Source organism: Bacillota bacterium, from assembly GCA_036504675.1.
Taxonomy (GTDB): Bacteria; Bacillota; Sulfobacillia; order JAJYWN01; family JAJZPE01; genus DASXUT01.
In genome coordinates this window covers 1-25,523 of sequence record DASXUT010000147.1, presented here as the reverse complement: position 1 = coordinate 25,523, position 25,523 = coordinate 1, and the positions used below count along the sequence as shown (strand labels likewise).

The window sequence follows — 25,523 nt, the reverse complement described above, 5'->3', positions numbered from 1 at the left end:
GAGAGGATGAACAGCCCGTGATCAAGGTCACCCGCCTCAACCGGAGCGAGCTGGTCGTCAACGCCGAGTTGATCCAGTTCGTCGAAGCCACTCCGGACACGATCGTCACCCTCTCCGACGGGAAGAAGGTTGTTGTCCGCGAGCCCGTGGATGAAGTGATCAAGCGGATCATCGCCTACCGGCGACAGGCTTACGCCGCCCGCCCGGTTCGCTCGAGGAGGAGCCAGTGACATGCGTCGTCAACCAACCAAACCCTGGATCAGCCTGGACAAGGGGGCCATCAGCCTGGTGACCCTGGTCCTGGCGGTGGTCATCGTCGCCGGAGTGGTCGGGGGAGGGGTCTTCATCCTCCTCGGGCGGAATAAGCCGGCCACCGAAAAGCCCGTGGAAGGCAAGAACTACAACGCCGGCGAGTTCCTGACCAACCTGGCCGACCCCAGCGGCAAGCGCCTCGTCCAGGTGACCCTGGAGATCGAAGTCACCGGGGACAAGGCGGTCCAGGAACTGACCAAGAAGGCCGTCCCGGTGCACGACGCCATCCTCGGCGTCCTCCGCTCGAAGACGTCCGCCGACCTGCAGGGCCAGACCGGGATGGCCGCCCTGGCCACCGACCTCGGTAAGGCCGTCGAGGCCCTGCTGACCCAGGGCAAGGTGATGAAGGTCTACTTCCTCCAGTTCATGATCCAGTAAACCGGGCGACGGAGGGACGAACGTGTCGGAAATCCTCACTCAAAAAGAAATCGACTCGCTCATCGCCTCCCTATCGACCGGAGGCGTCGAGCCCGACGAGAAGAAGAAGGAGGACCGCCCGGTCCGGATTTACGACTTCCGGCGGCCGGACAAGTTCTCGAAGGACCAGATCCGCACCCTCCAGATGCTCCACGACAACTTTGCCCGGCTCCTGACGACCACGTTCTCGGCCCACTTCCGGACGATGGTCCAGGTCAACATCGCCTCGGTCGACCAGTTGACCTACGGCGAGTATGTCCGGGCACTGAAGAACCCGGCCATCGTGGCCATCGTCAGCCTGGCCCCCCTGCCGGGCAACGCGGTCCTCGACATCAGCCACTCGATCGCCTTCCCCATGATCGACCGGCTCTTCGGAGGGGCGGGGCAGACCAGCGAAAGCCCGCGGGCCCTGACGGAGATCGAGGTCATTGTCATGGAGAGGATTTTCGTCCAGTTCCTCGACACCCTCAAGGAAGCCTGGAAGAACATCATCGAGTTAAAGCCGAAGCTCGAGACGATCGAATCGAACCCACTCTTCGCCCAGGTCGTCGGGTCGGCCGAGATGGCCGTGCTGATCACCTTCTCGGTCAAGCTGGGCGAGGCCGTCGGAAGCATCAACTTCTGCCTGCCCTTCCTGGTCATCGAGCCGGTCCTCCCGAAGCTGTCGGCCCAGCACTGGTTTTCGACCAGCCAGCGCAAGGTGGCCCAGGCCAGCCCGGAGGTCCTCAAGAAGCGGCTCGAGGACGCGATGATTCCGGTCAGTGTGGAACTCGGCTCGACGATGATCAGCGTCCGGGACCTCCTGGGCCTCCAGCCCGGGGACGTCATCCAGCTCGACAACCCGATGACCGGCGATCTCCGGGGTTATGTCGGCAGCCGGATGAAGTTCAAGGGACGGCCCGGGCAGATCGGCCGCCGGATGGCTCTCAGCGTGACCGCCCTGATCGGCGGCGAGGAGGACGACTATGAGTAAGGATATCCTGTCGCAGGGCGAGATCGACGCGCTGCTGAAGACGGTTGAGGACACCGGCGGCGAGCACTTCTCGGACACCGAGAAGGAGGCCCTCATCGAGCTGAGCAACCTCGGCATCGAGTCGTCCGTCGGGGCCTTCGCGGCCCTGACCAACCGGGAAATCGAGTCCGAGCGGCCGGAGATCGCCGTCAGTCGGCGGAGCATCGTCGAGAAGAAGATCGCCCCCGGGGCCGTCTGCCTGACCGTCCTCTACGAGGGCGCGGTGACCGGGCAGGCCCTGATGGCCATGGACGGTGGCCTGGCCACGGTCTTTTGCGACATCCTCCTCGGCGGCGACGGCTCCAACCCTCCGGCCGACCTCAACGAAACCCAGCTGGGCACCCTCAAGGAGGCCTGCCAGCACGGCCTGGACGCCACGGCCGACGCCCTCGGCCAGGCCCTCGGGGAGAAGCTCAAGCTCACCGTCGGAGCCATCAAGGCGGCCACGGTCCAGGAAGAGGTGACCTATTTCGGCGACTTCGATCCGGACCACGTCTTTGTCGACCTCGCCGGCAAGCTCAACCTGCCGGACATGGTCGAGGGCGACGTCCGCTACTTATACCCGGCCGAGCTCTCCCAGGCCCTGCTCAAGTCGCTGACCGCCCGCCAGGGAGCGGAGACCTCGGAAGACGCCGAGGCCGACGCGCCGGCTCCCGAGGCCCAGCCGGTCAAGGCCAAGGCGCCGGGCGGCCCGGCCCAGCGGCCGGCTTCCGCCCAGAAGGCCACGACCCGCGTCGTCGGGGGCGCAAGCCGGGTCCAGGTCCAGCCGGCGACGTTCGAAGCCCTCAAGCCCTCGGCGCGTAACGCCGAGTCGCAGAACCTGGACCTGATCCTGGACGTCCCCCTCCACCTCACGGTCGAACTCGGGCGGACGAAGATGCAGGTCCGGCAGGTCCTGGCCCTCGGGACCGGGGCCGTCATCGAGCTCGAGAAGTTGGCCGGAGAGCCCCTCGACGTGCTGGTCAACGGACGGCTGATCGCCAAGGGCGAGGTCGTTATCATCAACGAGAACTTCGGCATCCGGATCACCGACGTCATCAGCCAGGTCGAAAGGGTGCAAAACCTCAGGTGAACGGCGAAACTGGTTCGCTCAATCTGGTCTGGCAGGTCATCCAGTTCCTCTTTTTCTTCGCCCTGGTCATCGGGCTGGTCTACGCGACCTCCCGGTTGGTCGGCAAGCGGCTGGGGGCGACCCGCGGCGGGAAGTTCCTCCACGTCGTCGAGGGCGTCCCGCTCGGCCAGAAGGCCGGGCTCTACCTGGTCGAGCTGGCCGGCCGAGTGCTCCTGGTGGGGCTGTCCGAGGGTCAGATGAACGTGCTGACCACCTTCACCGGACCGGAGGCGACCCGCCTCCTGGCCGAGGGGGGCGAGGAGGTCCCGGTCGAAGAGTCGACCGTGACGGCCTTCCGCAAGCCCCAGGGCGCCGCGGCCACCTTCGCCGAGGAGATGCAGCGGCGGATCGAACGGCTGAGGACCCTTGGGACGCGCAAGGCCGGTGGGGAGAGCGACGAAGACCGATGAGCGAGCACTCGACCGCCCGCCGGAAGTCCATCTTCGCCAGAAGCCGCCCCTTCTGGTTCGGCCTGGCGACCCTCGTCATCCTCGGGGTCTACCTGGTCGGCGGGACCGAAGCGGCCCTGGCCGCGCCGGCCGCCGGCAGCGCCGGCCTGCCCAGCCTGAACGTCAGCCTGGGGACGGCCCAGAACCCCGGCCAGGTGGCCACCAGCCTGCAGATCCTGCTCCTCCTGACGATCCTGTCACTGGCCCCCGGGATCCTCATCCTGATGACCAGCTTCACCCGGATCGTCATCGTTCTATCCTTCGTCCGCAGCGCCCTGGCCACCCAGCAGATGCCGCCTAATCAAGTCCTCGTGGGTCTGGCCCTCTTCCTGACCTTCTTCATCATGGCCCCCATCTTCGGCCAGATCAACCAGACCGCCCTTCAGCCCTACCTGGCCGGGCAGATCAGCCAGCAGGAGGCCCTCGACAAGGCCCTCGTCCCGCTCCGCCAGTTCATGCTGGACCACACCCGGACCAAGGACCTGGCGATGTTCATCGAGTTCTCCGGGGAGAAGCCCCCCGACCGGCCCGAGGATGCCTCGACCATCGCCCTCATCCCGGCCTTCGCCATCAGCGAGCTGAAGACGGCCTTTCAGATGGGCTTCGTCATCTTCATCCCGTTCATCGTCATCGACATGATCGTCGCCTCCACCCTGATGTCCATGGGCATGCTGATGCTCCCGCCGATGATGATCTCGCTGCCCTTCAAGATCATCCTCTTCGTCCTCGTCGACGGGTGGCACCTGGTGGTCCGATCGCTGATTCTGAGTTTCCACTGATAGAGGTGAACCGCCCCCATGACTGAACAGTTCATCATGGACCTCGGCCGGCAGGCGATGACCACGACCCTCCTCGTCGGCGCCCCACTCATCGGGATCGGTCTCCTGGTCGGCCTGGTGGTCAGCATCTTTCAGGCGACCACCCAGATCAACGAGCAGACCCTGAGCTTCGCCCCGAAGATCGCGGCGGTGGCCGTGTCCCTGGTCGTCTTCGGCCCGTGGATGCTCAGGGTCCTCACCGACTTCACCGTCAAGCTGCTCGAGGGCCTCCCGGCGGTCATCCGCTAGGCCGTGGACCTCGGCCAGCTGTTGGTCGACCGGATCGACCTCTACCTGCTGATCCTGGCCCGGGTGAGCGGCATCTTCGCCGTCACCCCGTTCTTGGGCAGTAAGTTCATCCCGATGTCGGTCCGGGTCGCCCTCTCCCTCTTGACCTCCCTGCTCCTCCTGCCGACGATCCCCCTGACCGCGGTCGGCTCGGACAACCTGGCCGGCTACACCGTGGTCCTCCTCGGCGAACTGGTCATTGGGCTGGCCATCGGGTACGCCTCCCTGCTGGTCCTGGTGGGGGTCCAAGTGGCCGGACAGATCCTCGACCTCGACATGGGCTTCTCCATCGTCAACGTGGTCGACCCGCACCTCAACATCGAGTCGCCGCTCATCGGCAACTTCCAGTACCTTCTCGGACTGCTCTTCTTCCTAACGGTCAACGGTCACTACTGGGTGTTCATGGGCCTCGCCCAGAGCTATCGCGCCCTTCCGCTGGCCGCCGCCGGGCCTTTCGCCGGGGCCCTCGGGCAGGGCCTCGTCTCCGGCCTCGTCGACCTCTTCGCCCAGATGTTCGCCATCGCCGTGAAGCTGGCCGTGCCGGTCCTGTCCGGGCTCTTCCTGACCACCGTCGCTCTCGGTCTCATCGCCCGGACGGTGCCCCAGATCAACGTCTTCGTCGTCGGGCTGCCCCTCAAGGCGGTCATCGGGACCGCCCTCCTGGCGGTGATCCTCCCGGTCTACGTCTTCGCCCTCGACTCGGCCCTGGGTCAGATGTACTCGAGCTTCTTCAGGATCATCGGGGCTCTGCGGTGACCGGGGTGAAGCCGGCCCGAAGGTGGTGAGACAGGCCTGAACCTCCAGCTGTTCGCCCAGGAACGCAACTTCCCGGCCACTCCGAGACGACGGCAACAGGCCCGCGAGCGGGGGCAGGTCTTCCGCAGCGTCGAACTGGGCTCGGCGGTCATCCTGCTGGCCACTTTCGCCGCCCTCCGCCTGGCCGCCCCGGCGATGGGCCGCTCGGTCGGGAGCTACCTCGGGGAGAGCCTGTCCAGGTTGCCCGCCGGAGACCTGACGCCCCTTGACATCCGCAACCTCTTGACCGCGGCCGGGCTGACCGCCGTCCGCGTCGTCATCCCGGTCCTGGCGGTGGCCTTCGTCACCGGGGTCGGGATCAACGTGGCCCAGGTGGGGCTGCTCCTCAACGGGCGGGGCCTGACCCCCGACTTCTCCCACCTGAACCCGATCCAGGGTTTCACCCGGATGTTCTCCCGGCGCTCCTGGGTCGAGTTGGGGAAGACCCTCCTGAAGATGGGGATCATCGGCTGGGTGACCTACTCGACGGTCCTCCGCGAGACCAGGGAACTGCCCCGGTTGCTTGACCAGGGACTGCTCGAGTCGATCAAGTGGGTCGGTTCGGTCACCTACACGGCGGCCATCCGGGCCGGGGTGATGCTCCTGGTGATGGCCGGGCTCGACTGGTTCTACCAATTCTGGGAATACGAGCAGGGCCTGCGGATGACCCGCCAGGAGATTATCGAGGAGACCAAGGAGACCGAGGGACGGCCGGAGGTCAAGGCCCGGATCAAGGAGCGGATGCGGGCGATCATGCGCCGCCGGATGATGGCCCAGGTGCCCAAGGCCGACGTGGTCGTGACCAACCCGACTCACTACGCCATCGCCCTCAAGTACGACGCGATGAAGATGAAAGCCCCGGTGGTGCTGGCCAAAGGGCAGGGCTACATCGCCCTCCGGATCAAGGAGATCGCCCAGACGGCCAAGGTCACCATCGTCGAGAATCGGCCACTGGCCCAGGCCCTCTACAAGACGGTCGAGATCGGCGAGTCCATTCCCGAGAAACTCTACCAAGCCGTCGCCGAGGTGCTGGCCTTCGTCTATAAGCTCAAGGGAAAGATCTAGCCGCCGGCCCCGCGCCCCGCCCACGGAAGGGATATCTGGTCATCCACGGAAGGAGAACCCCGATGCCGGTTCGCAGCGGAACCCTGACCGCCAGGATCTTCAAGTACAGCGACGTCTTCGTGGCCGTGGCGGTCATCGCCATGATCGTCATGATGGTCGTTCCCCTGCCGACGGCCCTCCTGGACCTGCTCCTCTCGTTCAACCTGACCTTCTCCCTGGTCATCGTCCTGGTCACCATGTACACGGCCGAGCCCTTGCAGTTCTCGATCTTCCCCTCGCTGCTCCTGGTGACGACCCTCTTCCGGCTGTCCCTCAACGTCACCTCGGCCCGGCTGGTCCTCCTCGACGGCTATGCCGGGGAGGTCATCCGGACCTTCGGCAACTTCGTCGTCGGGGGCAACCCCGTCGTCGGGTTCATCGTCTTCATGATCATCGTCATCATCCAGTTCATCGTCATCACCAAGGGCGCCGAGCGCGTCGCCGAGGTGGCCGCCAGGTTCACCTTGGACGCCATGCCCGGCAAGCAGATGAGCATCGACGCCGACCTCAACGCCGGAATCATCAACGACAAGGAAGCCCGGGCCCGCCGCCAGGCCATCGAGCGGGAGGCCGACTTCTACGGGGCGATGGACGGCGCGTCCAAGTTCGTCCGCGGCGACGCCATCGCCGGGATCCTGATCATCGTCATCGACATCCTCGGCGGCTTCATCATCGGCATGGTCCAGCGGGGGATGACCATCAACGAGGCGCTCAGCCAGTACACCTTGCTGACCGTCGGCGAGGGGCTGATCACCCAGATCCCGGCCCTCCTCATCTCGACCGCCACCGGCATGATCGTCACCCGGGCCGCCTCCGAAGGGGCCATGGGCCAGGACCTGGTGGCCCAACTCCTCAGCCAGCCGCGGGTCCTCCAGATCGCCGGCGGGTTCCTGGCCCTCCTGGGCCTGGTGCCCGGGTTGCCGAAGATCCCCTTCTTCGTCCTGGCCGGCCTGACCGGCGGCCTTGGCGCTTACATGCAGCGGGCGATCAAGGTCGACGCCGAGGAGGCCGAGGACAAGGCCAAGGTCGAGGCGGCCGAGACCGAGCGGCGCCCGGAGAACGTCCTCAGCCTCCTCCAGATCGATCCGCTCGAGCTTGAGCTCGGTTACGGCCTGATCACCCTGGCCGACCCGACCCAGAACGGTGACCTGGCCGAGCGGGTCGGGGCGATCCGCCGCCAGATGGCGATGGAACTGGGGCTGGTCGTCCCGCCCATCCGGATCATGGACAACATGCAGCTCCGCCCCAACAACTACGTCATCAAGCTGCGCGGGGTCCAGGTGGCCCAGGGAGAACTGCTCCTCGGGCGGTACCTGGCGATGAACCCGGGGATCGTCGAAGAGGAGATCGACGGCCTCCATACCCAAGAGCCGGCCTTCGGGCTACCGGCCCTGTGGATCAGCGAGGAGCAGCGGGAGCGAGCCGAGGTCCTCGGCTACACCGTCGTCGACCCGGCCTCCGTCCTGGCCACCCACCTGACCGAGGTGGTCCGCGGCCACGCCCCCGATCTACTCGGCCGGCAGGAGGTCCAGACCCTGGTCGAGGCGGTCAAGCAGCACCATCCGGCGGTCATCGACGAGCTCATCCCGAGCCTGATGACCCTGGGCGAGGTCCAGAAGATCCTCCAAAACCTGCTCCGCGAGGGAGTCTCCGTGCGCGACCTGGTGTCCATCGCCGAAGCCCTGGCCGACCACGCCAGGTCGACCAAGGACCCCGACCTCCTGACCGAGTATGCCCGGCAGGCCCTATACCGGACGATCACCCGCCAGCACGGGCTGGACAAGGGGCGGGCCGAGGTCGTCACCCTCGATCCCGAGCTCGAGCAGGCCATCCTCCGCTCGGTCCAGCGCACCGAGCAGGGGACCTACCTGGCCCTCGACCCCGAGACGATCCAGCGGATCCACGCCTCCCTGCGGACCCAACTGGAAAAACTGACCGCCCTCGGGCGGCAAACGATAGTCCTCTGTTCCCCCATCGTCAGGCTCTACTTCCGCCGCCTGATCGAGAAGACCCTCCCGAAGCTGACCGTGCTGTCGTACAACGAACTGGACTCCGGGGTGGAAGTGGAGTCCGTGGGGACGGTGAACGTCTAAGTGAAGGTCCGTAAGTATCAGGCCAACACCCTTGCCGAAGCGATGGCCCTGGTCAAGCGGGAGATGGGCCCGGAGGCGATCATCCTCCAGACCAAGCGGGTCAAACCCGGCGGTCTGATGGGTCTCTTCTCGCCCGGCTTCGTCGAGGTCACCGCGGCCATCGACGACGAGCCTGAGCTACGACCGGCGACCCCGCCGGGACCGAAGCCGGCCCGGCCGGCCCGGGCGGCCGGCGAGAAGGCCAAGCCGAAGTCCTCGACGCCGCGGGCCCCGCGCAAGAAGAAAGCTCCCGGGGCGGAGACCGTGTCCGTCGCCGCTCCGGCCGAGACTCACGCCGTCGTGGGCAGCCTGGCCGTGGCCGAGCATGACCCGGCCGAGGATGCCTCGACCCTCGAGCACGAACTGGCCAAGATGAAGGACATCCTGGCCACGATGCTCCGCCAGATGGAGCAGCCGGCGGCCGCGCCCGACTACCCCGAGCGGGTCAAGGGCCTCCACGACACCCTTTGTGCCCAGGAGGTCAACCCGCGACTGGCCCACGAGATCGCCCTGCGCCTGTCGCCGCCGAGCGAGATCGGCACCGGGGACCTCGACGCCCGCCTGGCCGAACTGATCCGGGAGATGGTCGGCGAACCGCGTCCCATCGACCTTCGCGGCGGGCGCCGGATCTGCGCCTTCCTGGGACCGACCGGGGTCGGCAAGACGACGACCATCGCCAAGCTGGCCGCCAACTACTCCCTCCTGGAGAAGAAGGATGTCGCCCTGATCACTTGCGACACCTACCGGATCGCCGCCGTCGAGCAGTTGAAGACCTACGGGCAGATCATCGGCGTGCCGGTGGAAGTGGTCTTCTCCCCGCAGGAACTGAAGGAAGCCATCCTGCGCCAGGCCAAGCGGGACCTCATCCTGATCGACACGGCCGGCCGCAGCCACCGCAACGTGATGCAGATGTCCGAGATCAAGGGCTTCCTGGCGGCCGCCCGGCCGGACGAGACCTACCTGGTCATCTCGGCCACCACCAAGTACCGCGACGCCATGGACATCGTCAAGAACTACGGCTACGCCGGGTTCGACCGGCTCCTCTTCACCAAGCTCGACGAGACGTCGACCTACGGGATCGTCCTCAACCTGGCCGCGGCCACCCAGAAGGGGATCTCCTACTTCACCACCGGACAGAGCGTCCCCGAGGACATCGAACTCGCCAGCCTGACCAAGCTGACCCGGCTCCTGACGAGGGGGTCCGACAATGGTTGATCAAGCCGAACGCCTGCGCCTGCTGGCCGACAAGATCAAGCAGGAAGCCAAGGAACGGGGGAGCCTGCAACGGGCCCGGGTCATTGCCGTCACCAGCGGCAAGGGTGGGGTGGGGAAGACCAACGTCACCACCAACCTCGGCATCGCCCTCTCCCAGGCGGGGAAACGGGTCCTGATCATCGACACCGACCTCGGTCTGGCCAACGCCGACGTGGTCCTCGGGGTCACCCCCCAGTTCACCCTGTCCCAGGTGCTGAAGGGCGAGAAGTCCATCGCCGAAGTGGCCGTCGAGGGGCCGGCCGGGGTCCGGCTGATCGCCGGCGGGTCCGGCTTCCAGGAGCTCATCAGCCTCAACAACCCCCGCCTATCGCGCTTCCTGACCAGCCTGGAGGCGATGGAGGAGATGGCCGACGTGATCCTCCTCGACACCGGGGCCGGCCTGTCCAAGAACGTGCTGTCCTTCGTCCTCGCCGCCGACGAGGTCATCGTGGTCACCAACCCCGAACCGACGGCCCTCACCGACGCCTACGTGACGATCAAGGCCATCATCAAGAAGAGCCCGGCGGCCCGCCCCAAGCTCCTCGTCAACCGGGTCGGCGACGAGGAGGAGTTCCACGGGGCCAAGAGCCGGCTGGTCAAGGTCTGCCAGCGTTTCCTCGGGATCAACCTGGACGTCTTCGGCTACATCCTGGAGGACCCCAACGTCACCCGGGCGGTCAAGAGCCAGCAGCCGTTCATCCTCGCCTACCCGGGGACGGCGGCCTCCCGCTGCCTTAAGAAACTGGCCGACAAGCTCGTCGGGGCGCCGGTCGCCACGACGGCTGAAGTAAAGGGCATCAAGGGCTTCTTCAGCCGCCTCGTCCGCAGCTTCTCGAGCGGCCCGGCGTCGTGACGAGCGGCCCCCGAGACCGGTAGGGCGTCGAAGACATCAAGAAACACCGCAGACCAGAAAGCGTCCTGTAAGGAGGGTTCAGGAGGGTGGCTTTCGACCGAGCACCAAGCGTCAATCAGCGACTGAGTGTCGAGGTCCTCGCCGGCACGCTGGCCGGCAGGTACAGCTCTCAATTCGTCGACGAGCGGGCCGAGGGCTTCGTCATCGCCGCCCCGATCACCCAGGGGGTAGCCCTGGCGGCGCCCGCCGGGACCCTGCTCAAGGTGGACTGGACGGGCGAGTCGGCGGTCTACTCGTTCGAGTCTGAGCTTCTGAAGCTCGAATCGGGGGTCATCGCCCTCTGGGTGATCACCAAGCCCGAGGTCACCCAGCGGATGCAGCGCCGCACCCACGTGCGGTTGGATGCCAGTCTCCCGATCCTCTACACGATCCTGGCCCACCCCAACGATCCCAACCCGGAGCTATCGGCCCAGCAGAACATGACCGTTTTCAGGGGGCGGACGCGGGACCTCTCCGGCGGTGGGTCGATGCTGGTCATCGACCAGAAGCTCGAATCGGGCACCCTGGTCGACATGGAGATCCAGCTCCGGCCGAGGGAGACGATCAACCTGATGGGGGAGATCGTCCGGATCATCAAGTCTGAGGAGAAGGGCCGGATCGTCGAGCACTGGACGGGGGTCAAGTTCCTCGATGTCAACGAACGAGAGATGGACACCATCATCAGCTTCATCTTCGAAGAACAGCGGAGGCTCAGACGAAGGGGGCTCATCTGAGTGGCCACCGGCCGTATCGCCCTGCTGGGTGGGTTGGTCGCGGCGCTCCTGTCGGCCGCCCTGGCCCGAGGCGCCGGGACGACCGAGGACGAGATGCTCCTCCGGGCCGGTCTGGCCTTCGTCCTCTTCGCCCTGTTCACCAAGGCCGTCGCCTCGGCCGTCACCTACCTGGTGCCGGAACTCCTCGAACCGGGCCGGCCGCGGAAGGCGGCCGCGGCCGCCGGTGAGGGCGAGGCCGGTCAGATCCCCTCGGGTCAGGCCCCGCCGGGAGGAGCCCAATCGGGCCGGACCGACGGGGGGACCGAGGGCAAGAAGGGCGGGCGACTGGACGTCGTCCTCCCCGGGACTTCCGCCGCAGAGATGCTCAACGCTGGAACGGGTAAGGAGGTGGCCGGCTGATGGCAGCCGTCGCCGACGACCGGGAGAAGCTCTGGACCCTCTATAAGAAGGGCAAGGACCTGAAGGCCAGGGAGGAACTGATCCTCAACTATGCCTCGCTGGTCAAGTACATCGCCGGCCGGTTGGCCATGGGCATGCCGCCCAACGTCGAACTGGACGACCTCATCAGCTACGGTATCTTCGGGCTGATCGACGCGATCGAGAAGTTCGACCACGAGCGCGGGGTCAAGTTCGAGACCTACGCCATCGCCCGAATCAAGGGGGCCATCCTCGACGGCCTGCGGGCCTTCGACTGGGCGCCCCACTCTCTCCGGCAGAAGGCCAGGGAGCTCGAACGGGCCTATGGAGACTTGGAGGCCAGGCTGGGGCGGTCGGTCAGCGACGAGGAAGTGGCCGGGCACCTCGGGATCAGCCTGGGTGGCCTCCAAGACCGCCTGAGCGAGGTCTCGAGCCTCTCCCTCCTCTCCCTGGACGACCTATGGCCCAACGAGGGTTCCGGCGACGGCCTGGTCCGGCCGATGGACACCATCGTCGATGAGAACTCCCCCGACCCGGTGGCTTTCGTCATCTTCGAGGAGAAGAAGGCCCTCCTGGCCGAGGCCATCGACCGCCTGCCGGAAAAAGAACGCCTGGTCGCCGCCCTCTACTACTACGAAGGATTGACGGCCAAGGAGATCAGCCAGATCATGAACCTCTCCCAATCCCGCATCTCCCAGCTCCACTCGAAGGCCATCCTCCGGCTCAGGGGCCGCCTGAGCCGGCTGAAACAACGCTTGGTTCCCTGACGGCCGCGCGGGCCCCATCATGTCTCGACGGGAAGGTTGGCTGCCACCATGGACAAGCCCGATTCGATGGAGATCGATGCCCGCTCTCTTCAGGACGGCGTCAGCAAGGCCTGCGCCGCCCTGGGGATCGGGCCCAAGGACATCGAGGTCGAGGTCATCGAGAAACGCCCGGCCGCCGAAGACGCCGAACGTCGCTACCGCCTGAGGATCACCCCGCGGACGGCGAAGAAGAAGCCGGTCGACGAATCCGGTGAAGGGGCCGACGCGCCCTCCTCCAAGGACGGCACCTGGCTCATTCTCAGTCGTGAGGACGGGGTCCACCTGGTGGTCAACCCGCCCACCGGGAGCGGCCGCCAGTGCACCCTCGAGGGGGTGACCCGGGGCCTGGCCGACGCCAGGATTCGGGGAGTCGACGTCAAGGCGGTCGAGGAGGCCGTCCAGGCCCAGACCTCGCAGTCGGTCAGGGTCGCCGCGCCACAGCCCGACGTGGTCGTCGACGGCAAGGCCGAGGTCGCCGTGTCCAGGGACAAGATGCGGGCCGAGCTGATCATCCACCCGCCCAGCGGGGGCCGCAAGGTGAGCTTCGACGACGCCATGCGGCTGCTGGCGGAGGCCGGCGTCCGGGCCGGGGTCAAGGAGGACGCCGTCAAGCAGGCGATCAACCTCGATTCGCCGCGGAGGCCGATCATCGTCGCCGAGGGTCGGCCGCCGAAGAACGGCGAGAACGGGCGGATCGAGTACGGCCTCATGGCCGACAGGCAGGCCGGGCGGCCGGCGGAGATGGAAGACGGGCGGGTCGACTTCTACAACCTGTCCATGGTCGAGAACGTGGTCACCGGGCAGGTCCTGGCGACCCGCTTCCCGCCGACCGAGGGGGAAGCCGGCCAGACGATCACCGGAGAGCCGATCAAGGCCAAGCCGGGGCGACCCGTGAGCATCCTGGCCGGGACCAACACCGAACTCGTCGAGAACGGCAACAAGGTGGTCGCCACCCAGAACGGCCAGGTCGTCCTGGCCCAGAACGGGCGGTTGTCGGTCTTCCCGATCTACGAGGTCAAGGGCGACGTCGACTTCTCCACCGGCAACATCGATTTCGTCGGGAGTGTCGTCATCAGAGGGAGCGTCGCCGCCGGATTCTCGGTCAAGTCCGGGAACGACGTGACCATCGAGGGTCACGTCGACAGCGCGGTCATCGAGGCCGGCCGGAACGTCGTCGTCAAAGGCGGGATCCAGGGCCGCGGCAAGGGGCGGATCACCGCCGGCGGGACGGTCAGCGTCAAGTTCATCGAGAGCGCCGAGGTCACCGCGGGCGGCGACGTCCAGGCCGGCGAGGCGATCATGCACTCGTCGATCAGCGCCCGCCGCCGGGTCGTCGTCGGCGGCAAGAAAGGGCTCATCGTCGGAGGGTCGATCAAGGCCCTCGAGGAGGTGGCCGCCAAGGTCATTGGTTCGACCTTCGCCACCTCGACCGACCTCGAAGTCGGCGTCGACCCCATCCTCTACCAGGAGCTGGTGGCCACCCACAACGTCCTGAAGGACACCGAGACCGACCTCGTCCGCACCCAGCAGGCCATCAAGATGCTCAAGGACATGCAGGAGAAGGCCGAGCTACCCACCGACAAGCGAGCCCTCCTGTTGAAGCTGACCCGCAACCAGTTCCAGCTGACCGGCCGGCGGGAGGAACTGCAGAACCGGAAGTACGAGATCGAGAAGTCCCTCGAGCAGCGGCAACGCGGTCGGGTCCGGGCCCTGGAGGTCATCTACCCGGGCGTCCGGGTGACCATCGGCCATGCGACCATGCTGGTCACCGATCCGGTCGTCCGCTGCAGTCTTTACCTCGCCGAACACGGCGAGATAGCGATCGGCGTCTACAACTGATCCGAGGGTTTAAACCAGCCCCATGGTCGGTCGGGCGGTCCCGGCCCTCCGGGGCGGCGGACTAACCGGGGCGGGGCCGGCCGCCGATGGGATGACCGAGACCGGCCGCGGGGAAGGTGATGGCATTGTCGCTGAGACCGGTGGACATCCAGACGGTCCTTCCGAAATCAACCGAAGTGGCCAAGGTCAAACAGGTCCAGGACAACGATCCCCAGAGCCGCCAGGTCCAGTTCGCCACCCAGTTCCAGCACCGCGTGGAACGCCGGCAGCAGCAGGTCACGGCCAGCCCCCAGGCCCGCGACTCGCGGGTCGACCCGGACGCCCGCGGCCGGAAGGGTCGGGAGGGCGAGGCCCGGGACGGCCGCGAGGGCGAAGCCGGGCCGGGCGAGGCCGAGGCCAAAGCCGGCGCCGGAGGCGGGAAGCGCCCCGGGCCGGGACCGGGGCGGGGGAAAAAGCTCGACATCACCATCTGATGAGCCGGATGCGGGGGACCCTACCATGCTGAAGCTAAAGGACATCGTCCTTTCGGCCGGTGGGCTCCTGGCCCTGACCGGGGCGGCCTGGTTCGGGGCCGTCAGGTCCGTCGAGGCTCGGCGCGGCGTCCGCCTCACGCCGGGGGGCGGCGCCCTCCGGAACGACCTGACCGCCCAGTTCGTCGAGGCGGCCGAGAAGGCCGTCGGCGAGATCGACCGGCGCAGCGACGAGTTGCGGCTGCTCCTGGAGAAGACCGAAGAGCGACTGGCGGCCGTCCGCCGCCCGTGGCCGGAGCCTTCACCGGCCAACCCCTTCCGCGAGATCCCGGCCGTCCCGGCCGCCCTCGGGGGGGACGCCGTCCGGGCCACCCCGGCCGACTTGCGGTCCGACCAGGAAACCGCCCTCCAGGGCCGCTTCGCCATCGTCTACCGGCTGGCCGATCAGGGTTTCGACCTCGGGGACATCGCCGCCAAGGTGAAGCTGACCAAGGGTGAGGTCCAACTGATCCTGGGGCTCCGTAAGGCGAGGTGAGGTCATGCCGGGTAGCAGCCGGGCCGTACTGGTGGTGGGCTTGGGTCTGGGGTTGGTCCTGGCCGGGTTGGCCATGACCATTTTCCCCGAGAAGCCCGCCGCGGCCGAAGTCGAGGCAATGGCCCGCGGGCTCGGGATGGTCTACCCACAGGAGGTGACCTTGCCCGAGGCGCCGCAGTCCGAACCGCCTCCCGAAGCGACGCCGCCCCCGGTGGTCCAGGAGGTCGTTGTGGTCATCCCCGAGCGGATGCCGGCCGACCTCATCGGCCAGGTCCTCGAGCGGGGTGGGGTGGTCGCCGACGGGCGGGCCTTCGCCGACAAGGCCAGAGAGATGAAGGTCGACATGGACCTCAAGCCGGGGGTCTACCGTTTCGTACCCGACGAGAAGCTCGAGGTCATCGTCGCCGCCATGGTCAAGGGCGGCGGGTGGTGAGAAGGAGGCAGGTCGCAGTGATCAGAGGGATTTACACTTCAGCTTCAGGGATGCTGACCGAGCTTGAACGCAACGACGTCCTGGCCAACAACCTGGCCAACCTGGGCACGGTCGGCTACCGTCAGGACAAGTTGTCGGTGGGGACCTTCCCGACGATGCTCCTGAACCGGCTCGAGGCCGGACGGCGGCCGGCGGTCATCGGCCCGGCCGGGGCCGGGGCGCAGGTCGTCGAGCAACGGGTATCCTTCCTGCCGGGGACGATCCAGGAGACGACCATCCCGCTCGATTTGGCCCTCGGGGAGGACGGCTTCTTCGTCGTCCAGAACCAGGGCGGTGAGGCCTACACCCGCCAGGGCCACTTCTCCCGGCAGAGCGACGGGACCCTGGTGACTGCCGATGGGTTGCCGATCCTCGGCGAGCGGGGGCCGATCAAGGTCAACGGGACGGACGTCAAGATCGCCGAGGATGGCTCGGTGACCGTTGACGGGCAGGCCGTCGACAAGTTGCGAGTGGTCGACTTCCAGGACCGGCGGGTCCTTGAGAAGCGCGGCCAGACCCTCTTCGTGGTCGCCTCCGGTCCGAATGGGGCCGGGGCCGTGCCCACGCCGCTGGCCTCTCCCAAGGTCCGCCAGGGCTACCTGGAGATGGCCAACGTCAACCCGATCGAGGCCATCACCGAGATGATCGCCCTGGTCCGCAGCTATGAAGCCAGTCAGCGGGCGATCCAGGCCCAGGACGAGACCCTCGACCGGGCGGTCAACGAGATCGCCAAGTTCTAGAGCCGCCGCGACCGAGGCCGGACCGCCCGTGAGGGCGGAGGCCTCCGGGCGCTGAACGACCGAGGCGCCCAATGACTCAAGGAGGCGAGGCGCGTGATCAATTCCCTGTGGCTCGGGTCGGCGGCCATGTCGGCCCAGCAACTCAAGGTCGACACCATCTCCAACAACCTGGCCAATGTCAACACCACCGGCTATAAGCGTGGCCGGGTCAACTTCCAAGAGCTGGTCTACGTGACCGTCCCCGAGTGGCCGGGGAGCAACCTGGGCACCCAGGCCCCGCCCCAGGGGGCCCAGGCCGTCCCCTTCGGGCCGGCCACCCTAAAGGTCGGGGCCGGCACCCGGGCCATCGGGGTCGAGCGGCTGCAGACCGCGGGGCTCCTCCAGTCCACCGGGGTGGAGACCGACCTGGGTCTCGACGGCGATGGGTTCTTCGGCATCCGCACATCGTCCGGGGAGACCCTCTACACCCGGGACGGGCACTTTACCTTCGACGCCGCCGGCAACCTGGTCACCAGCGCCGGTGAGAGCGTGGTCATCGAGGGCGGCACCCGGCTGCCGGTCGGGGCCAAGGATCTGTCCGTCGCCCGGGACGGGACGATCACCGCCACCGTCAGTGGCCAAGCCCAGCCCAGCAACTTCGGGCGGATCAGTCTCTTCCGCTTCGGCAACCCCGGCGGGCTGGAGGCCATGGGCCAGAACCTCTACCAGGCGACGGAAGCCTCCGGCCCGGCGGCCGCCGAGACGGGCACGGGCGCCGGCGGGGCCGGCGGCAGCGGCGGAACGGTCACCACCCCGACCAAGGTCCGCCAGGAGTACCTGGAGGCCTCAAACGTCTCCCTCATCGACGAGATGGTTGGGTTGATGCAGGCCCAGCGGGCCTACGAGATGGGGGCCAAGATCGTCCAGAACGCGGATACCCTGATGGCCATCGCCAACGGGCTCAAGCGCTGAGTGAGCGAGGTGCGTCCGTGAACGCTTTGATGATTGGGACATCCGGCAAGGTATCCGGGACGGGAATGGCGAATTCAGCCGTCGACCGGGCCGCACCGAAGGAAACGGCTGAAGGGCAGCGGGCCGACGCCCAGCTGAGAGGCCTCTGCCGGGAGTTCGAGTCGTTCTTCCTGTCGGCTCTGCTTAAGCAGGCTAATGTCTTCAAGCCTGGAGTCACCGCGGCCGACCCGTCGGCGACCTTCGCCGACGAGCTGGCCAAGGCCGGCGGGCTCGGCTTGGGCGACAGCCTCTACCAGTTCCTCAAGAGCGGCTGGGCTCAGTCGGTCTAGCCCTGGGCCGTGAGCGGTCCCTCCATCGAGATCGGGACCGGGATGAAACGAGGATGGACGGGGGGTTTGACGATGCCGATGGAGCTGAGGAACTGCCCGAGGTGCGGCAACCTATTCACCTACTCGGGCAAGAACCTATGCCCAGTCTGCCTGGCCGAGGACGAGAAGGAGTACGACACCCTGCGGGCCTTCCTGAAGGACAACCCCCGCGCCGGTCTCGAGGAGACCAGTGAGGCCACGGGGGTCAAGCCCGAGCGGATTCTGAAGTTCCTCCGCGAGGGCCGGATCGTCGCCGCCCAAGAAGTCTCCTGGATCCAGTGTGAACGCTGCGGCAAGCCGATCATCGCCGGTCGCTTCTGCTCCGAGTGCGCCGGGGACCTCCGCAAGGAGCTGCATCTGGAGGGGCCGGGCGACCGTCTCGATCGGGGCGATCAGGACCGGATGCACACCGCCGATCTCATAAAGAAGAGTAAGAAGTAGCTTCTGGCCGCTCGGCCGAGGAAGTGCCCCATTGATTGCATTCAGCCGGGGCAGGCCGGTCATCCCGACCGGAACCGGCGTAAACAAAGCGACTGTCTCCCGCACGATACTTCGGGTGGAAGGGTAACCTGGGTTTGGGCTGATTTAAGGAGGGTTCCGGGATGAAGATCTCCCAGAAACAGATCCACGACCTACTGCAGACCTATTCGCAGCGGGCACCGGAGAAGCTCGGGAACGAGACCGTGGCCAAGAGAGAGGTCGCCAAGGACAAAGCGAGCGGCCCGGTGGACAAGGTCATCGTCTCGGATCAAGCCAGGGAAGTCCGCAAGGTCAAGGAAGCCGTGGCCAAGCTGCCTGAAGTTCGTCAGGAGCGGGTGGAGGAGCTCAAGAAGCAGGTCGCCGAGGGCACCTACAAGCCCAAGGCGGAAGACATCGCCGAAAAGCTCCTCGGCCGGATCCTGGGCGATCGCGTGCGCTGAGTCTGGACGGTCGCAAAGCCAAGGAAGGTGGGCGGGTTGATTCAGACGCAGGTGGGACGGATGACCGAGGTCCTCGACCAGGAGGCCGAGGTCTACCGGGTCCTGGTGGAACTGTCTTCGAAGAAGCAGAAAGCGCTGGTGGAGGGCGACCTTGAAGCCCTCCCCGGAATCATAAGGGCCGAGGAATCCCTTCTCTGGCAGGCCGGTCGGGTCGAGGAGACCCGGCAGATGGCGGCCACTGAACTCGCCGACGAGCTTCACCTCAGTGAAGGTGAGCGGACGCTGGGCCGACTGATCGAGATCATCGGCGGCGCGAGCGGCGAGAGACTCCGCGAGCAGCACGACGAGATCCTGAAGGCCGTGACCGAACTGGCCGAAGGCAACCAGATCAATGGTCGCCTCATCGAGCAGGCCATGAATCAGGTCAAACTGACCATCAACCTGCTGGCCAAGGCCAAACCGGGCGGCGCGGCCTACGGCCCCGACGGCGGGCGCAACGTCGACGGAGGGGCGTTGAAGATCGACCGCCAGGTCTGACCGGCGGACAACCATCAGGGGAAGGCCGCTGACGGCCTTCCATCCCGGGACACGGATGGTCCCGAAGGGTAGGTGCTCACGGATGAGGTCTTCGTTCATGGGTTTGGAAACAGCCCGTCGGGCGCTGGAGGCCCAGCAGATCGCCCTCCAGGTGACCGCCCACAACATCGCCAACGCCAACACGCCGGGCTATTCCCGGCAGGTCCTGGCCTTCTCCCCGACCGACCCGTACACCGTGCCGACGCTCTCCCGTTCAGTGGGGGCGGGGCAGGTGGGTACGGGCGTTTCTGTCTCCGACATCGTCAGGGTCCGCGACGCCTTCCTCGACTCGCAGGCCAGAGGCGTCCAGACCCTGGTCGGGGAGATGGAGTCCAGGCGGGACGCCCTTCAGGAAGTCGAGATCATCTTCAACGAGCCTTCCGAGTCGGGTCTCCACAGCGTCGTCGACGCCTTCTGGCAGTCGTTGCAGGTCCTGGCCAACAACCCCGAGTCGCCCTCGGTCCGGTCGGCGGTCAAGCAAGCCGGGGAGACCCTGGCCCTGGCCTTCCGGACGACCCACCGCCAGCTGCAGGATCTGCGGGCAAACATCGATAGTGTGGTTAGGGCCCGGGTCCTCGAGATCAACGACATCGCCAAAGAAATCTCACAGGTCAATCAGCAGATCGCCAACGTCGCGGCGGTCAACGACAAGCCCAACGACCTGCTGGACCGGAGGGACTCCCTCCTCGAGAAGCTCTCCCGTTACGCCGACATCAGCATCCTGCCCGAGAATAACGGGACGGTCTCGGTCTTCCTCAACGGGGTGGCCCTGGCCAGCCCCTACGGTTTCCAGGCGATCAGCGTCGCCAACGACCCCTTGAACAGCAACTATGCCGCCCTCACCTGGAGCTCGACGGGCACGCCGGTCGAGGTTCGGGGCGGCGAGCTCCGGGGCCTCATCGACACGCGGGACAAGGCCGTCGCTGATTACGTGAGCAAGCTGAACACCGCCGCGAACACGATGATCACCCAGATCAACGCGGTCCACCAGGGCGGCTTCGGGCTCCCCCCGGCCAACGCCACCGGTCTGGACTTCTTCGTCGGGTCGAGTGGCCTGAACAACGCCGGCGACATCGCCGTCAACCCGGCCCTGACCTCGAACAACATCGCCGCCGCCTCGGCGGCCAACAGTCCCGGTGACGGCGCCAACGCCCTCCTCTTGGCCGCGGTCAAGAGCACGGCCACGCCGGCCCTCGGCGGCGCCAGCCCCGACGACTACTTCCGGGCCATCATCGGCCAGGTCGGCCTGGACACCCGGGAGACCACCCGGATCGCCGAGGGCCAGGCCCTTCTGGCCAAACAGATCGCCAATCAGCGGGATTCACTCTCGGGGGTCTCCCTCGACGAAGAGATGGTCAACATGATGAAATACCAGCACGCCTACCAAGCCGCGGCGAAGTTGATGACGGTCGTCGACGAGATGCTCGACACCCTGATCAACCAGCTCGGCCGCGTGTAGCCGATTGGACAGTGAGGTGAGTGAGCGGTGAGGATAACCACCAGCCAGTTGTCCCGGAACATCCTCTTCAATCTATCCGAGAACGCCGCCAAGGCCGACCGCTATGCGCGGCAGATGTCCAGCGGGAAGAGGGTCAACGTGCCCTCGGATGACCCGAACAGCGCGATTAAGATCCTTCACCTCAAGACCGCGCTGCTGGAAGCCGAACAATACAGTCGGAACATCGAGGACGGTCAGGGCTGGCTGCAAACTACCGAGACGGCTCTGAACGGCGTGGAGCAGATCATCTCCGATGCCCAGGCCCTGGCGATCAGTGCCTCCAATGGGGCCCTGCCGCAGGGGGCCCGCGAAGCCCTGGCCAAGCAGGCCGATGAGATGTACAACCAGATGCTCCAGCAGGCCAACATGATGTACGGCAATCGCTACCTCTTCGGCGGCTGGAAGACCCTCACCAAGCCTTACACGTCGGGCGGGGCGGCGGTCACCTACAACGGTGATGACAAGCAGATCATGCGGGAGATCGGTTTCGGGCAGAGGATGCCGATCAACCTCCCCGGCGAGGCCGTCTTCGGCCCGCCGCCGGGCCTTCCCGGAGCCCCCGGGATCTTCGATACCCTCACCGACCTACGGGCCGACATCAGGACGGGGAACGTCGCTGACCTTTCCGGACACCTTTCCGCGGACCTCAACGCGCTCCACGACAACGTCCTCGCCCAGCTGTCCGAGGTCGGTTCGCGGGTCGCCCGGCTCGATCAGACCAAGGACCGGCTCCTCGACGCCAAGGTCAACTTTACCGACCTGCTTGAAAAGGAAGAGGGCGTCGACGTCATTGAAGCGACGATGAACCTGAAGATCCTGGAAAACGCCAGGACCACGACCCTGGCCACCACGGCCCAACTGATCAAGACGACCCTGGTGGATTTCCTCAGATAGAGGGGGTAGGGCGATGCTTCTCAACACCCAGCGGTTCGGGCAATTGGAGATAGATGAAGGAAGAATTCTAACCTTTGACGAAGGACTACCGGGTTTTGAAGGGCTCCATCAGTTCGTCCTCCTGCAACCGGACGAAGGCGCCCCGTTCATGTGGTTGCAGGCGGCCGAGGACCCCCAATTGGCCTTCGTCATCGTCAGCCCCTACGATTTCTTCCCGAGTTACCGCCTGGAACTGGCCGAAGATGACCGGCGGTCCCTCGAGCTCCATAAACCTGCGGAGGCGGCCGTCTTCGCCATCGTCGTCATTCCCGACGACCCGCGGGAGATGACCGCCAACCTGAAGGCTCCGCTGGCCGTCAACCCCGAGACCCGCCGGGCCAAGCAGGTCATCGTCAACACCAAGGGATACGGGCTCAAGCACCGGATCATCGGCGGGACCGCGCCGAAGCGCCGCCCGACCAGGGCCGGCCGGGTCGAGGATCAGCCGCTTCTCTCGGCCGCCGGCTCGAAGTGAGAGCCGGCGCCCGCCGACGGCCAAGCGGGAATGGACATGGTGGGCCGACCGGCGAGAAGCGACGGCGGTCGAGAGGGTGGGCCAGGGAGGGCTAAATAGATGCTGGTCCTGACCAGGAAGCTCAAGGAGAGCATCATCATCGGAGACGACATCGAGGTGACCGTGGTCGACGTCAAGGGGGATCAGGTCAAGCTGGGGATCGTCGCTCCGAGTCACGTCAGCGTCCACCGCCGGGAGGTCTACGAGGAGATCCAGCGGGAGAACCTGGCCGCGGCCAGGGCCCGGGTGGACGACCTCGGCCAGTTGACCGAGCTGGTCAGGAAGGGCCGCCGATAGCCGGGGCCAGAGCAGGGGCCGGCGTTGATAAAGCGGTTGATCGAGCGCGGACGTGAAATCTCCAGCCCGAATGAGCTAGGTAGCGAAATGGAACCGGCCGTGGGCCGGGAACAAAAGCGAATGCGAGGGAGCAATCTCTAAAGGATTGCTCCCTTTCTTTCGATATAGAGAATGGAAAGCCCCAAAGGCGGTTTTCCGCCCCGGACCACCAGGATTCACGGCCGAGCGCGCGTCCGGCCGGGCGTGCAAGACCGTAGGCCGACGGGGTCGCGGGGGGACGAATAAGACGGGCAAGGAAGCCCAAAACCCATCAGGGAGGATGACTGAGAATGAGGATCAACCAGAACATCGCCGCGTTGAACGCGTGGCGGAACCTGACCCGGACGGATGAGACCTTGAACAAGTCTCTGGAACGTCTGTCCAGCGGTGTCCGGATCAACCGGGCCGCCGACGACGCCGCCGGGCTCGCGATTTCCGAGAAGATGCGGGCCCAGATCCGCGGCATCAACCAGGCCCAGCGGAACGCCCAGGACGCCATCAGCTTGATCCAGACGGCAGAAGGTGCCCTCAACGAGTCCCACGGCATCCTGCAGCGTATGCGGGAACTGGCCGTGCAGGCCGCCAGCGACACCCTGACCAGCAGCGACCGGCAGGAGATCCAGAAGGAATTCGACCAGTTGACTTCGGAAATCGACCGGATCGCCACAACCACCGAGTTCAACACGAAGAAACTGCTGAACGGCGGGGCCGGCATCACCGTGACCGCCACCAACGCCAACGTCGGCGCCCTCGAGGCGACGGGCGACACCGTCGCCGGTACCTATAGCATAACCGCCTCGACCGTGGCCACCGCCGCCTCCACGGTGACCACGGCCACCTTCGCCGCCGCGTCAACCCTCCTCAGTGCGGCCAGCACCATCACCATCAACGGCGAGACTTTCAACTTCACCACCGCCAACACGGTCCAGAACGTCCTCGACGCGGTCAACTATAAGTCCAACGTCACCGGGGTCAAAGCGACCTTCACGGCAGGCGCGGGGATCACCTTCTCCAGTCTCGCCGTGGGCTCGACCGCCAAGTTCACGGCGACCGCGACCGGAACTCTGGCCGGGGTCACCGCCACCGCCACCGGTACGGACGCCACCGTCACCCTCGCCGGTGCCACCTATATGGCCCTCGGCAACCGCGTCACCGTCACCTCGGGGAACGCCAAGGGTCTGGCCTTCGACCTTAACGCGGCCGGCCCGGTCGACATCACCGTCGGCGCGTCCAACGCCCTGGTCCTCCAGATCGGGGCCAACAAGGATCAGACGGTATCGGTGTCGATCAACAGCGTCACGGCCACGGCCATCGGGGTCACCGGCCTGAACGTGACGACCAAGGACTTGGCCGCTTCGGCCCTGGCGACCATCGACGCGGGCGTGACCAAGGTCTCGTCCGAACGGTCCAAGATCGGTGCCGTTCAGAACCGCCTTGAATACACCATCGCCAACCTGGGGACCGCCTCAGAAAACATGACCGCCGCCGAGTCGCGCATCCGCGACGTCGACATGGCTCAGGAAATGGCCAAGTTCACCCGGAGCCAGATCCTGATGCAGGCCGGCACGGCCATGATGGCTCAGGCCAACACCAAGCCGCAGTCGGTCCTCCAACTGCTGCGGTAAACGAAGCAACCAACCCCCTTAGTGGGCTACGGGGTGGGGGCCGGTCGGTTAACGCCGGCCGGCCCCCATGCCTCGGGCAGGCGGGGACTTCCCCCCAGGGAACACCGGGATGGTGATAAAGATGTCAATCGGGAGAATCCATCCTCTAGCCATAAAAGAGCCCGCTCCTTTCGTGGCCCGTGCCGTCCAGCCCGCGGAGATCCCCCCCGGCATGAGGTCTCAACCGGTTGAGGCTCTCGAACAGGAAGCCCAGCGGGAGTTCACCCGGGCGGAGATCGAGCGGTCTCTGGAAACCATCAATCGCGCCGCCTTCGCCGCCGACGAGAGGGTTAGCTTCGTCCTCCACGACGGCTCGGGCCGGCTGATGGTCCAGGTGCTCAACGGATCGACCGGCGAGGTGATCAAGGAGATCCCTCCACGGGAGATTCTCGACGCCGAGGCCCGTATCCGTGAGATGATCGGCCTGTTCCTGAACGAGAAGGTTTGAACCGGCGCCGCGACGACGCCGCGAACGCCCGGTCACCCCGACCGGCAGAGGGTGGTGCGAGGTATGGCCGGTATCAGCATCGGCGGACTTGTCTCCGGTCTCGACCCCGACGCGCTGGTCAGTCAGCTCATGGCCCTCGAGCGGAAGCCGGTCCTCGATCTTCAGGCCAAGAAGACCAAGCTGCAGTTACAGGCGGACGCTTGGCGGGATGTCAACACCCGGCTCTACACCCTGCAGAGCCGGGCCTATGACCTGAAGCAAACCTATACCTTCTATAGCAAGACCGTTAGCTCCAGCGACGCCACCATCGCCACGGCCACCGCGGCCACCACGACCGCCGTCGGCAATTACGCCCTCAAAGTCGGGCAGCTGGCCCAGGCCCACGTGGTGGCCTCGGGCCCGTACGCCGACCCCAACACGGGTCGGGGGGTGTCGGGGACCCCGACCATCAACGGCAAGACGGTGACCATCGCCACCACCGACACCCTCAACTCCATCCGCGACAAGATCAACGCCACCCCCGACATCGGGGTCCAGGCCTCGGTCATCCAGGTCGACGCCACCAACTACAAGCTCGTCCTGACCAGGCAGCTAACGGGCGCCACGGAGATCAGCTTCGTTGACAACAACTCGGCTCTCACCAACCTGGGGATCCTGGCCGGCGGCGTGGCCAACACGATCCAGGCCGCCCAGGACGCGGTGATCACGATCAATGGAA

The 25,523-nt window shown here is 66.3% G+C and carries 32 protein-coding genes; all 32 read left to right on the top strand.

Going from position 1 to position 25,523, the window contains the following annotated elements; translation table 11 throughout:
* Positions 1-17 precede the first annotated feature (17 nt).
* Complete coding sequence (locus VGL40_10640) at positions 18-230, top strand: flagellar FlbD family protein (protein HEY3315716.1); 213 nt, start codon at positions 18-20, stop codon at positions 228-230.
* Position 231: 1 nt separating this feature from the next.
* On the top strand, positions 232-690 hold the full coding sequence (locus tag VGL40_10635; GenBank protein ID HEY3315715.1) for a flagellar basal body-associated FliL family protein: 459 nt from the start codon (positions 232-234) through the stop codon (positions 688-690).
* A gap of 22 nt (positions 691-712) precedes the next feature.
* Positions 713-1,702, top strand: coding sequence for a flagellar motor switch protein FliM (gene fliM, locus VGL40_10630; GenBank protein ID HEY3315714.1), 990 nt, complete (start codon positions 713-715; stop codon positions 1,700-1,702).
* Complete coding sequence (gene fliY, locus VGL40_10625; GenBank protein ID HEY3315713.1) at positions 1,695-2,813, top strand: flagellar motor switch phosphatase FliY; 1,119 nt, start codon at positions 1,695-1,697, stop codon at positions 2,811-2,813. Before fliM ends, fliY begins: the two co-directional genes overlap by 8 nt.
* The gene (fliO, locus tag VGL40_10620) at positions 2,810-3,262 is read left to right on the top strand and encodes a flagellar biosynthetic protein FliO (GenBank protein ID HEY3315712.1); all 453 of its coding nucleotides are present in this window, start codon (positions 2,810-2,812) and stop codon (positions 3,260-3,262) included. The genes fliY and fliO overlap by 4 nt, the downstream gene beginning before the upstream one ends.
* Positions 3,259-4,080 carry a flagellar type III secretion system pore protein FliP gene (gene fliP, locus VGL40_10615; protein HEY3315711.1) on the top strand — a complete coding sequence of 274 codons (822 nt, stop codon included), beginning with the start codon at positions 3,259-3,261 and terminating at the stop codon, positions 4,078-4,080. Before fliO ends, fliP begins: the two co-directional genes overlap by 4 nt.
* An 18-nt stretch (positions 4,081-4,098) precedes the next feature.
* The gene (gene fliQ / locus VGL40_10610) at positions 4,099-4,368 is read left to right on the top strand and encodes a flagellar biosynthesis protein FliQ (protein HEY3315710.1); all 270 of its coding nucleotides are present in this window, start codon (positions 4,099-4,101) and stop codon (positions 4,366-4,368) included.
* A gap of 3 nt (positions 4,369-4,371) precedes the next feature.
* The gene (gene fliR / locus VGL40_10605) at positions 4,372-5,163 is read left to right on the top strand and encodes a flagellar biosynthetic protein FliR (protein HEY3315709.1); all 792 of its coding nucleotides are present in this window, start codon (positions 4,372-4,374) and stop codon (positions 5,161-5,163) included.
* A 36-nt stretch (positions 5,164-5,199) separates the two neighbouring features.
* Positions 5,200-6,267 (top strand): flagellar biosynthesis protein FlhB, encoded by a 1,068-nt coding sequence (gene flhB, locus VGL40_10600; GenBank protein ID HEY3315708.1) that lies wholly within the window; start codon positions 5,200-5,202, stop codon positions 6,265-6,267.
* A gap of 62 nt (positions 6,268-6,329) precedes the next feature.
* Positions 6,330-8,399: a flagellar biosynthesis protein FlhA gene (gene flhA, locus VGL40_10595; GenBank protein HEY3315707.1), complete on the top strand. Its 2,070-nt coding sequence runs from the start codon at positions 6,330-6,332 to the stop codon at positions 8,397-8,399.
* On the top strand, positions 8,400-9,653 hold the full coding sequence (flhF, locus tag VGL40_10590) for a flagellar biosynthesis protein FlhF (GenBank protein HEY3315706.1): 1,254 nt from the start codon (positions 8,400-8,402) through the stop codon (positions 9,651-9,653).
* Entirely contained in the window at positions 9,646-10,545 is a 900-nt protein-coding gene (locus VGL40_10585; protein HEY3315705.1) for a MinD/ParA family protein, read from the top strand. The genes flhF and VGL40_10585 overlap by 8 nt, the downstream gene beginning before the upstream one ends.
* Positions 10,546-10,631: 86 nt before the next feature.
* Complete coding sequence (locus VGL40_10580; protein ID HEY3315704.1) at positions 10,632-11,318, top strand: PilZ domain-containing protein; 687 nt, start codon at positions 10,632-10,634, stop codon at positions 11,316-11,318.
* Positions 11,319-11,717 carry a hypothetical protein gene (locus VGL40_10575; GenBank protein ID HEY3315703.1) on the top strand — a complete coding sequence of 133 codons (399 nt, stop codon included), beginning with the start codon at positions 11,319-11,321 and terminating at the stop codon, positions 11,715-11,717. It begins immediately after the preceding gene.
* On the top strand, positions 11,717-12,502 hold the full coding sequence (locus tag VGL40_10570; GenBank protein HEY3315702.1) for a FliA/WhiG family RNA polymerase sigma factor: 786 nt from the start codon (positions 11,717-11,719) through the stop codon (positions 12,500-12,502). Before VGL40_10575 ends, VGL40_10570 begins: the two co-directional genes overlap by 1 nt.
* A 48-nt stretch (positions 12,503-12,550) precedes the next feature.
* Positions 12,551-14,380 carry a FapA family protein gene (locus VGL40_10565; protein ID HEY3315701.1) on the top strand — a complete coding sequence of 610 codons (1,830 nt, stop codon included), beginning with the start codon at positions 12,551-12,553 and terminating at the stop codon, positions 14,378-14,380.
* Between the two features lie 125 nt (positions 14,381-14,505).
* Positions 14,506-14,853, top strand: coding sequence for a hypothetical protein (locus VGL40_10560; GenBank protein HEY3315700.1), 348 nt, complete (start codon positions 14,506-14,508; stop codon positions 14,851-14,853).
* 25 nt (positions 14,854-14,878) lie between these two features.
* On the top strand, positions 14,879-15,385 hold the full coding sequence (locus VGL40_10555; GenBank protein ID HEY3315699.1) for a hypothetical protein: 507 nt from the start codon (positions 14,879-14,881) through the stop codon (positions 15,383-15,385).
* Positions 15,386-15,389: 4 nt separating this feature from the next.
* Positions 15,390-15,818, top strand: coding sequence for a hypothetical protein (locus VGL40_10550; GenBank protein ID HEY3315698.1), 429 nt, complete (start codon positions 15,390-15,392; stop codon positions 15,816-15,818).
* 17 nt (positions 15,819-15,835) lie between these two features.
* Positions 15,836-16,597, top strand: coding sequence for a flagellar basal-body rod protein FlgF (flgF, locus tag VGL40_10545; protein HEY3315697.1), 762 nt, complete (start codon positions 15,836-15,838; stop codon positions 16,595-16,597).
* Positions 16,598-16,690: 93 nt separating this feature from the next.
* The gene (locus VGL40_10540) at positions 16,691-17,548 is read left to right on the top strand and encodes a flagellar hook-basal body protein (protein HEY3315696.1); all 858 of its coding nucleotides are present in this window, start codon (positions 16,691-16,693) and stop codon (positions 17,546-17,548) included.
* A gap of 65 nt (positions 17,549-17,613) precedes the next feature.
* On the top strand, positions 17,614-17,877 hold the full coding sequence (locus VGL40_10535) for a hypothetical protein (protein HEY3315695.1): 264 nt from the start codon (positions 17,614-17,616) through the stop codon (positions 17,875-17,877).
* Positions 17,878-17,949: 72 nt separating this feature from the next.
* Positions 17,950-18,357 carry a MerR family transcriptional regulator gene (locus VGL40_10530; GenBank protein HEY3315694.1) on the top strand — a complete coding sequence of 136 codons (408 nt, stop codon included), beginning with the start codon at positions 17,950-17,952 and terminating at the stop codon, positions 18,355-18,357.
* Between the two features lie 161 nt (positions 18,358-18,518).
* Complete coding sequence (gene flgM, locus VGL40_10525; protein ID HEY3315693.1) at positions 18,519-18,836, top strand: flagellar biosynthesis anti-sigma factor FlgM; 318 nt, start codon at positions 18,519-18,521, stop codon at positions 18,834-18,836.
* A 36-nt stretch (positions 18,837-18,872) separates the two neighbouring features.
* A complete protein-coding gene (locus tag VGL40_10520; GenBank protein ID HEY3315692.1) occupies positions 18,873-19,373 on the top strand; it encodes a flagellar protein FlgN in 501 nt (166 codons plus the stop codon).
* A 97-nt stretch (positions 19,374-19,470) separates the two neighbouring features.
* Positions 19,471-20,871, top strand: a complete 1,401-nt coding sequence (gene flgK / locus VGL40_10515) for a flagellar hook-associated protein FlgK (GenBank protein HEY3315691.1) — start codon at positions 19,471-19,473, stop codon at positions 20,869-20,871.
* Positions 20,872-20,898: 27 nt separating this feature from the next.
* The gene (gene flgL / locus VGL40_10510) at positions 20,899-21,804 is read left to right on the top strand and encodes a flagellar hook-associated protein FlgL (protein HEY3315690.1); all 906 of its coding nucleotides are present in this window, start codon (positions 20,899-20,901) and stop codon (positions 21,802-21,804) included.
* Positions 21,805-21,817: 13 nt separating this feature from the next.
* Entirely contained in the window at positions 21,818-22,318 is a 501-nt protein-coding gene (gene fliW, locus VGL40_10505) for a flagellar assembly protein FliW (GenBank protein ID HEY3315689.1), read from the top strand.
* A gap of 99 nt (positions 22,319-22,417) precedes the next feature.
* On the top strand, positions 22,418-22,654 hold the full coding sequence (csrA, locus tag VGL40_10500) for a carbon storage regulator CsrA (GenBank protein ID HEY3315688.1): 237 nt from the start codon (positions 22,418-22,420) through the stop codon (positions 22,652-22,654).
* Between the two features lie 329 nt (positions 22,655-22,983).
* Positions 22,984-24,318 carry a flagellin gene (locus VGL40_10495; protein HEY3315687.1) on the top strand — a complete coding sequence of 445 codons (1,335 nt, stop codon included), beginning with the start codon at positions 22,984-22,986 and terminating at the stop codon, positions 24,316-24,318.
* A 211-nt stretch (positions 24,319-24,529) separates the two neighbouring features.
* Positions 24,530-24,805, top strand: coding sequence for a flagellar protein FlaG (locus VGL40_10490; GenBank protein ID HEY3315686.1), 276 nt, complete (start codon positions 24,530-24,532; stop codon positions 24,803-24,805).
* Between the two features lie 63 nt (positions 24,806-24,868).
* Positions 24,869-25,523, top strand: a 655-nt coding sequence (locus tag VGL40_10485; GenBank protein ID HEY3315685.1) for a flagellar cap protein FliD N-terminal domain-containing protein, incomplete at its 3' end; no start/stop codon positions are given.

Coding starts and splice junctions, on each gene's coding strand:
- VGL40_10635 (HEY3315715.1), top strand. CDS start 232: ATGCGTCGTCAACCAACCAAACCCTGGATCAGCCTGGACAAGGGGGCC.
- fliY (HEY3315713.1), top strand. CDS start 1,695: ATGAGTAAGGATATCCTGTCGCAGGGCGAGATCGACGCGCTGCTGAAG.
- fliP (HEY3315711.1), top strand. CDS start 3,259: ATGAGCGAGCACTCGACCGCCCGCCGGAAGTCCATCTTCGCCAGAAGC.
- fliQ (HEY3315710.1), top strand. CDS start 4,099: ATGACTGAACAGTTCATCATGGACCTCGGCCGGCAGGCGATGACCACG.
- flhA (HEY3315707.1), top strand. CDS start 6,330: ATGCCGGTTCGCAGCGGAACCCTGACCGCCAGGATCTTCAAGTACAGC.
- VGL40_10585 (HEY3315705.1), top strand. CDS start 9,646: ATGGTTGATCAAGCCGAACGCCTGCGCCTGCTGGCCGACAAGATCAAG.
- VGL40_10570 (HEY3315702.1), top strand. CDS start 11,717: ATGGCAGCCGTCGCCGACGACCGGGAGAAGCTCTGGACCCTCTATAAG.
- VGL40_10565 (HEY3315701.1), top strand. CDS start 12,551: ATGGACAAGCCCGATTCGATGGAGATCGATGCCCGCTCTCTTCAGGAC.
- VGL40_10555 (HEY3315699.1), top strand. CDS start 14,879: ATGCTGAAGCTAAAGGACATCGTCCTTTCGGCCGGTGGGCTCCTGGCC.
- VGL40_10550 (HEY3315698.1), top strand. CDS start 15,390: ATGCCGGGTAGCAGCCGGGCCGTACTGGTGGTGGGCTTGGGTCTGGGG.
- VGL40_10535 (HEY3315695.1), top strand. CDS start 17,614: ATGGCGAATTCAGCCGTCGACCGGGCCGCACCGAAGGAAACGGCTGAA.
- VGL40_10530 (HEY3315694.1), top strand. CDS start 17,950: ATGCCGATGGAGCTGAGGAACTGCCCGAGGTGCGGCAACCTATTCACC.
- flgM (HEY3315693.1), top strand. CDS start 18,519: ATGAAGATCTCCCAGAAACAGATCCACGACCTACTGCAGACCTATTCG.
- flgK (HEY3315691.1), top strand. CDS start 19,471: ATGGGTTTGGAAACAGCCCGTCGGGCGCTGGAGGCCCAGCAGATCGCC.
- fliW (HEY3315689.1), top strand. CDS start 21,818: ATGCTTCTCAACACCCAGCGGTTCGGGCAATTGGAGATAGATGAAGGA.
- csrA (HEY3315688.1), top strand. CDS start 22,418: ATGCTGGTCCTGACCAGGAAGCTCAAGGAGAGCATCATCATCGGAGAC.
- VGL40_10495 (HEY3315687.1), top strand. CDS start 22,984: ATGAGGATCAACCAGAACATCGCCGCGTTGAACGCGTGGCGGAACCTG.
- VGL40_10490 (HEY3315686.1), top strand. CDS start 24,530: ATGAGGTCTCAACCGGTTGAGGCTCTCGAACAGGAAGCCCAGCGGGAG.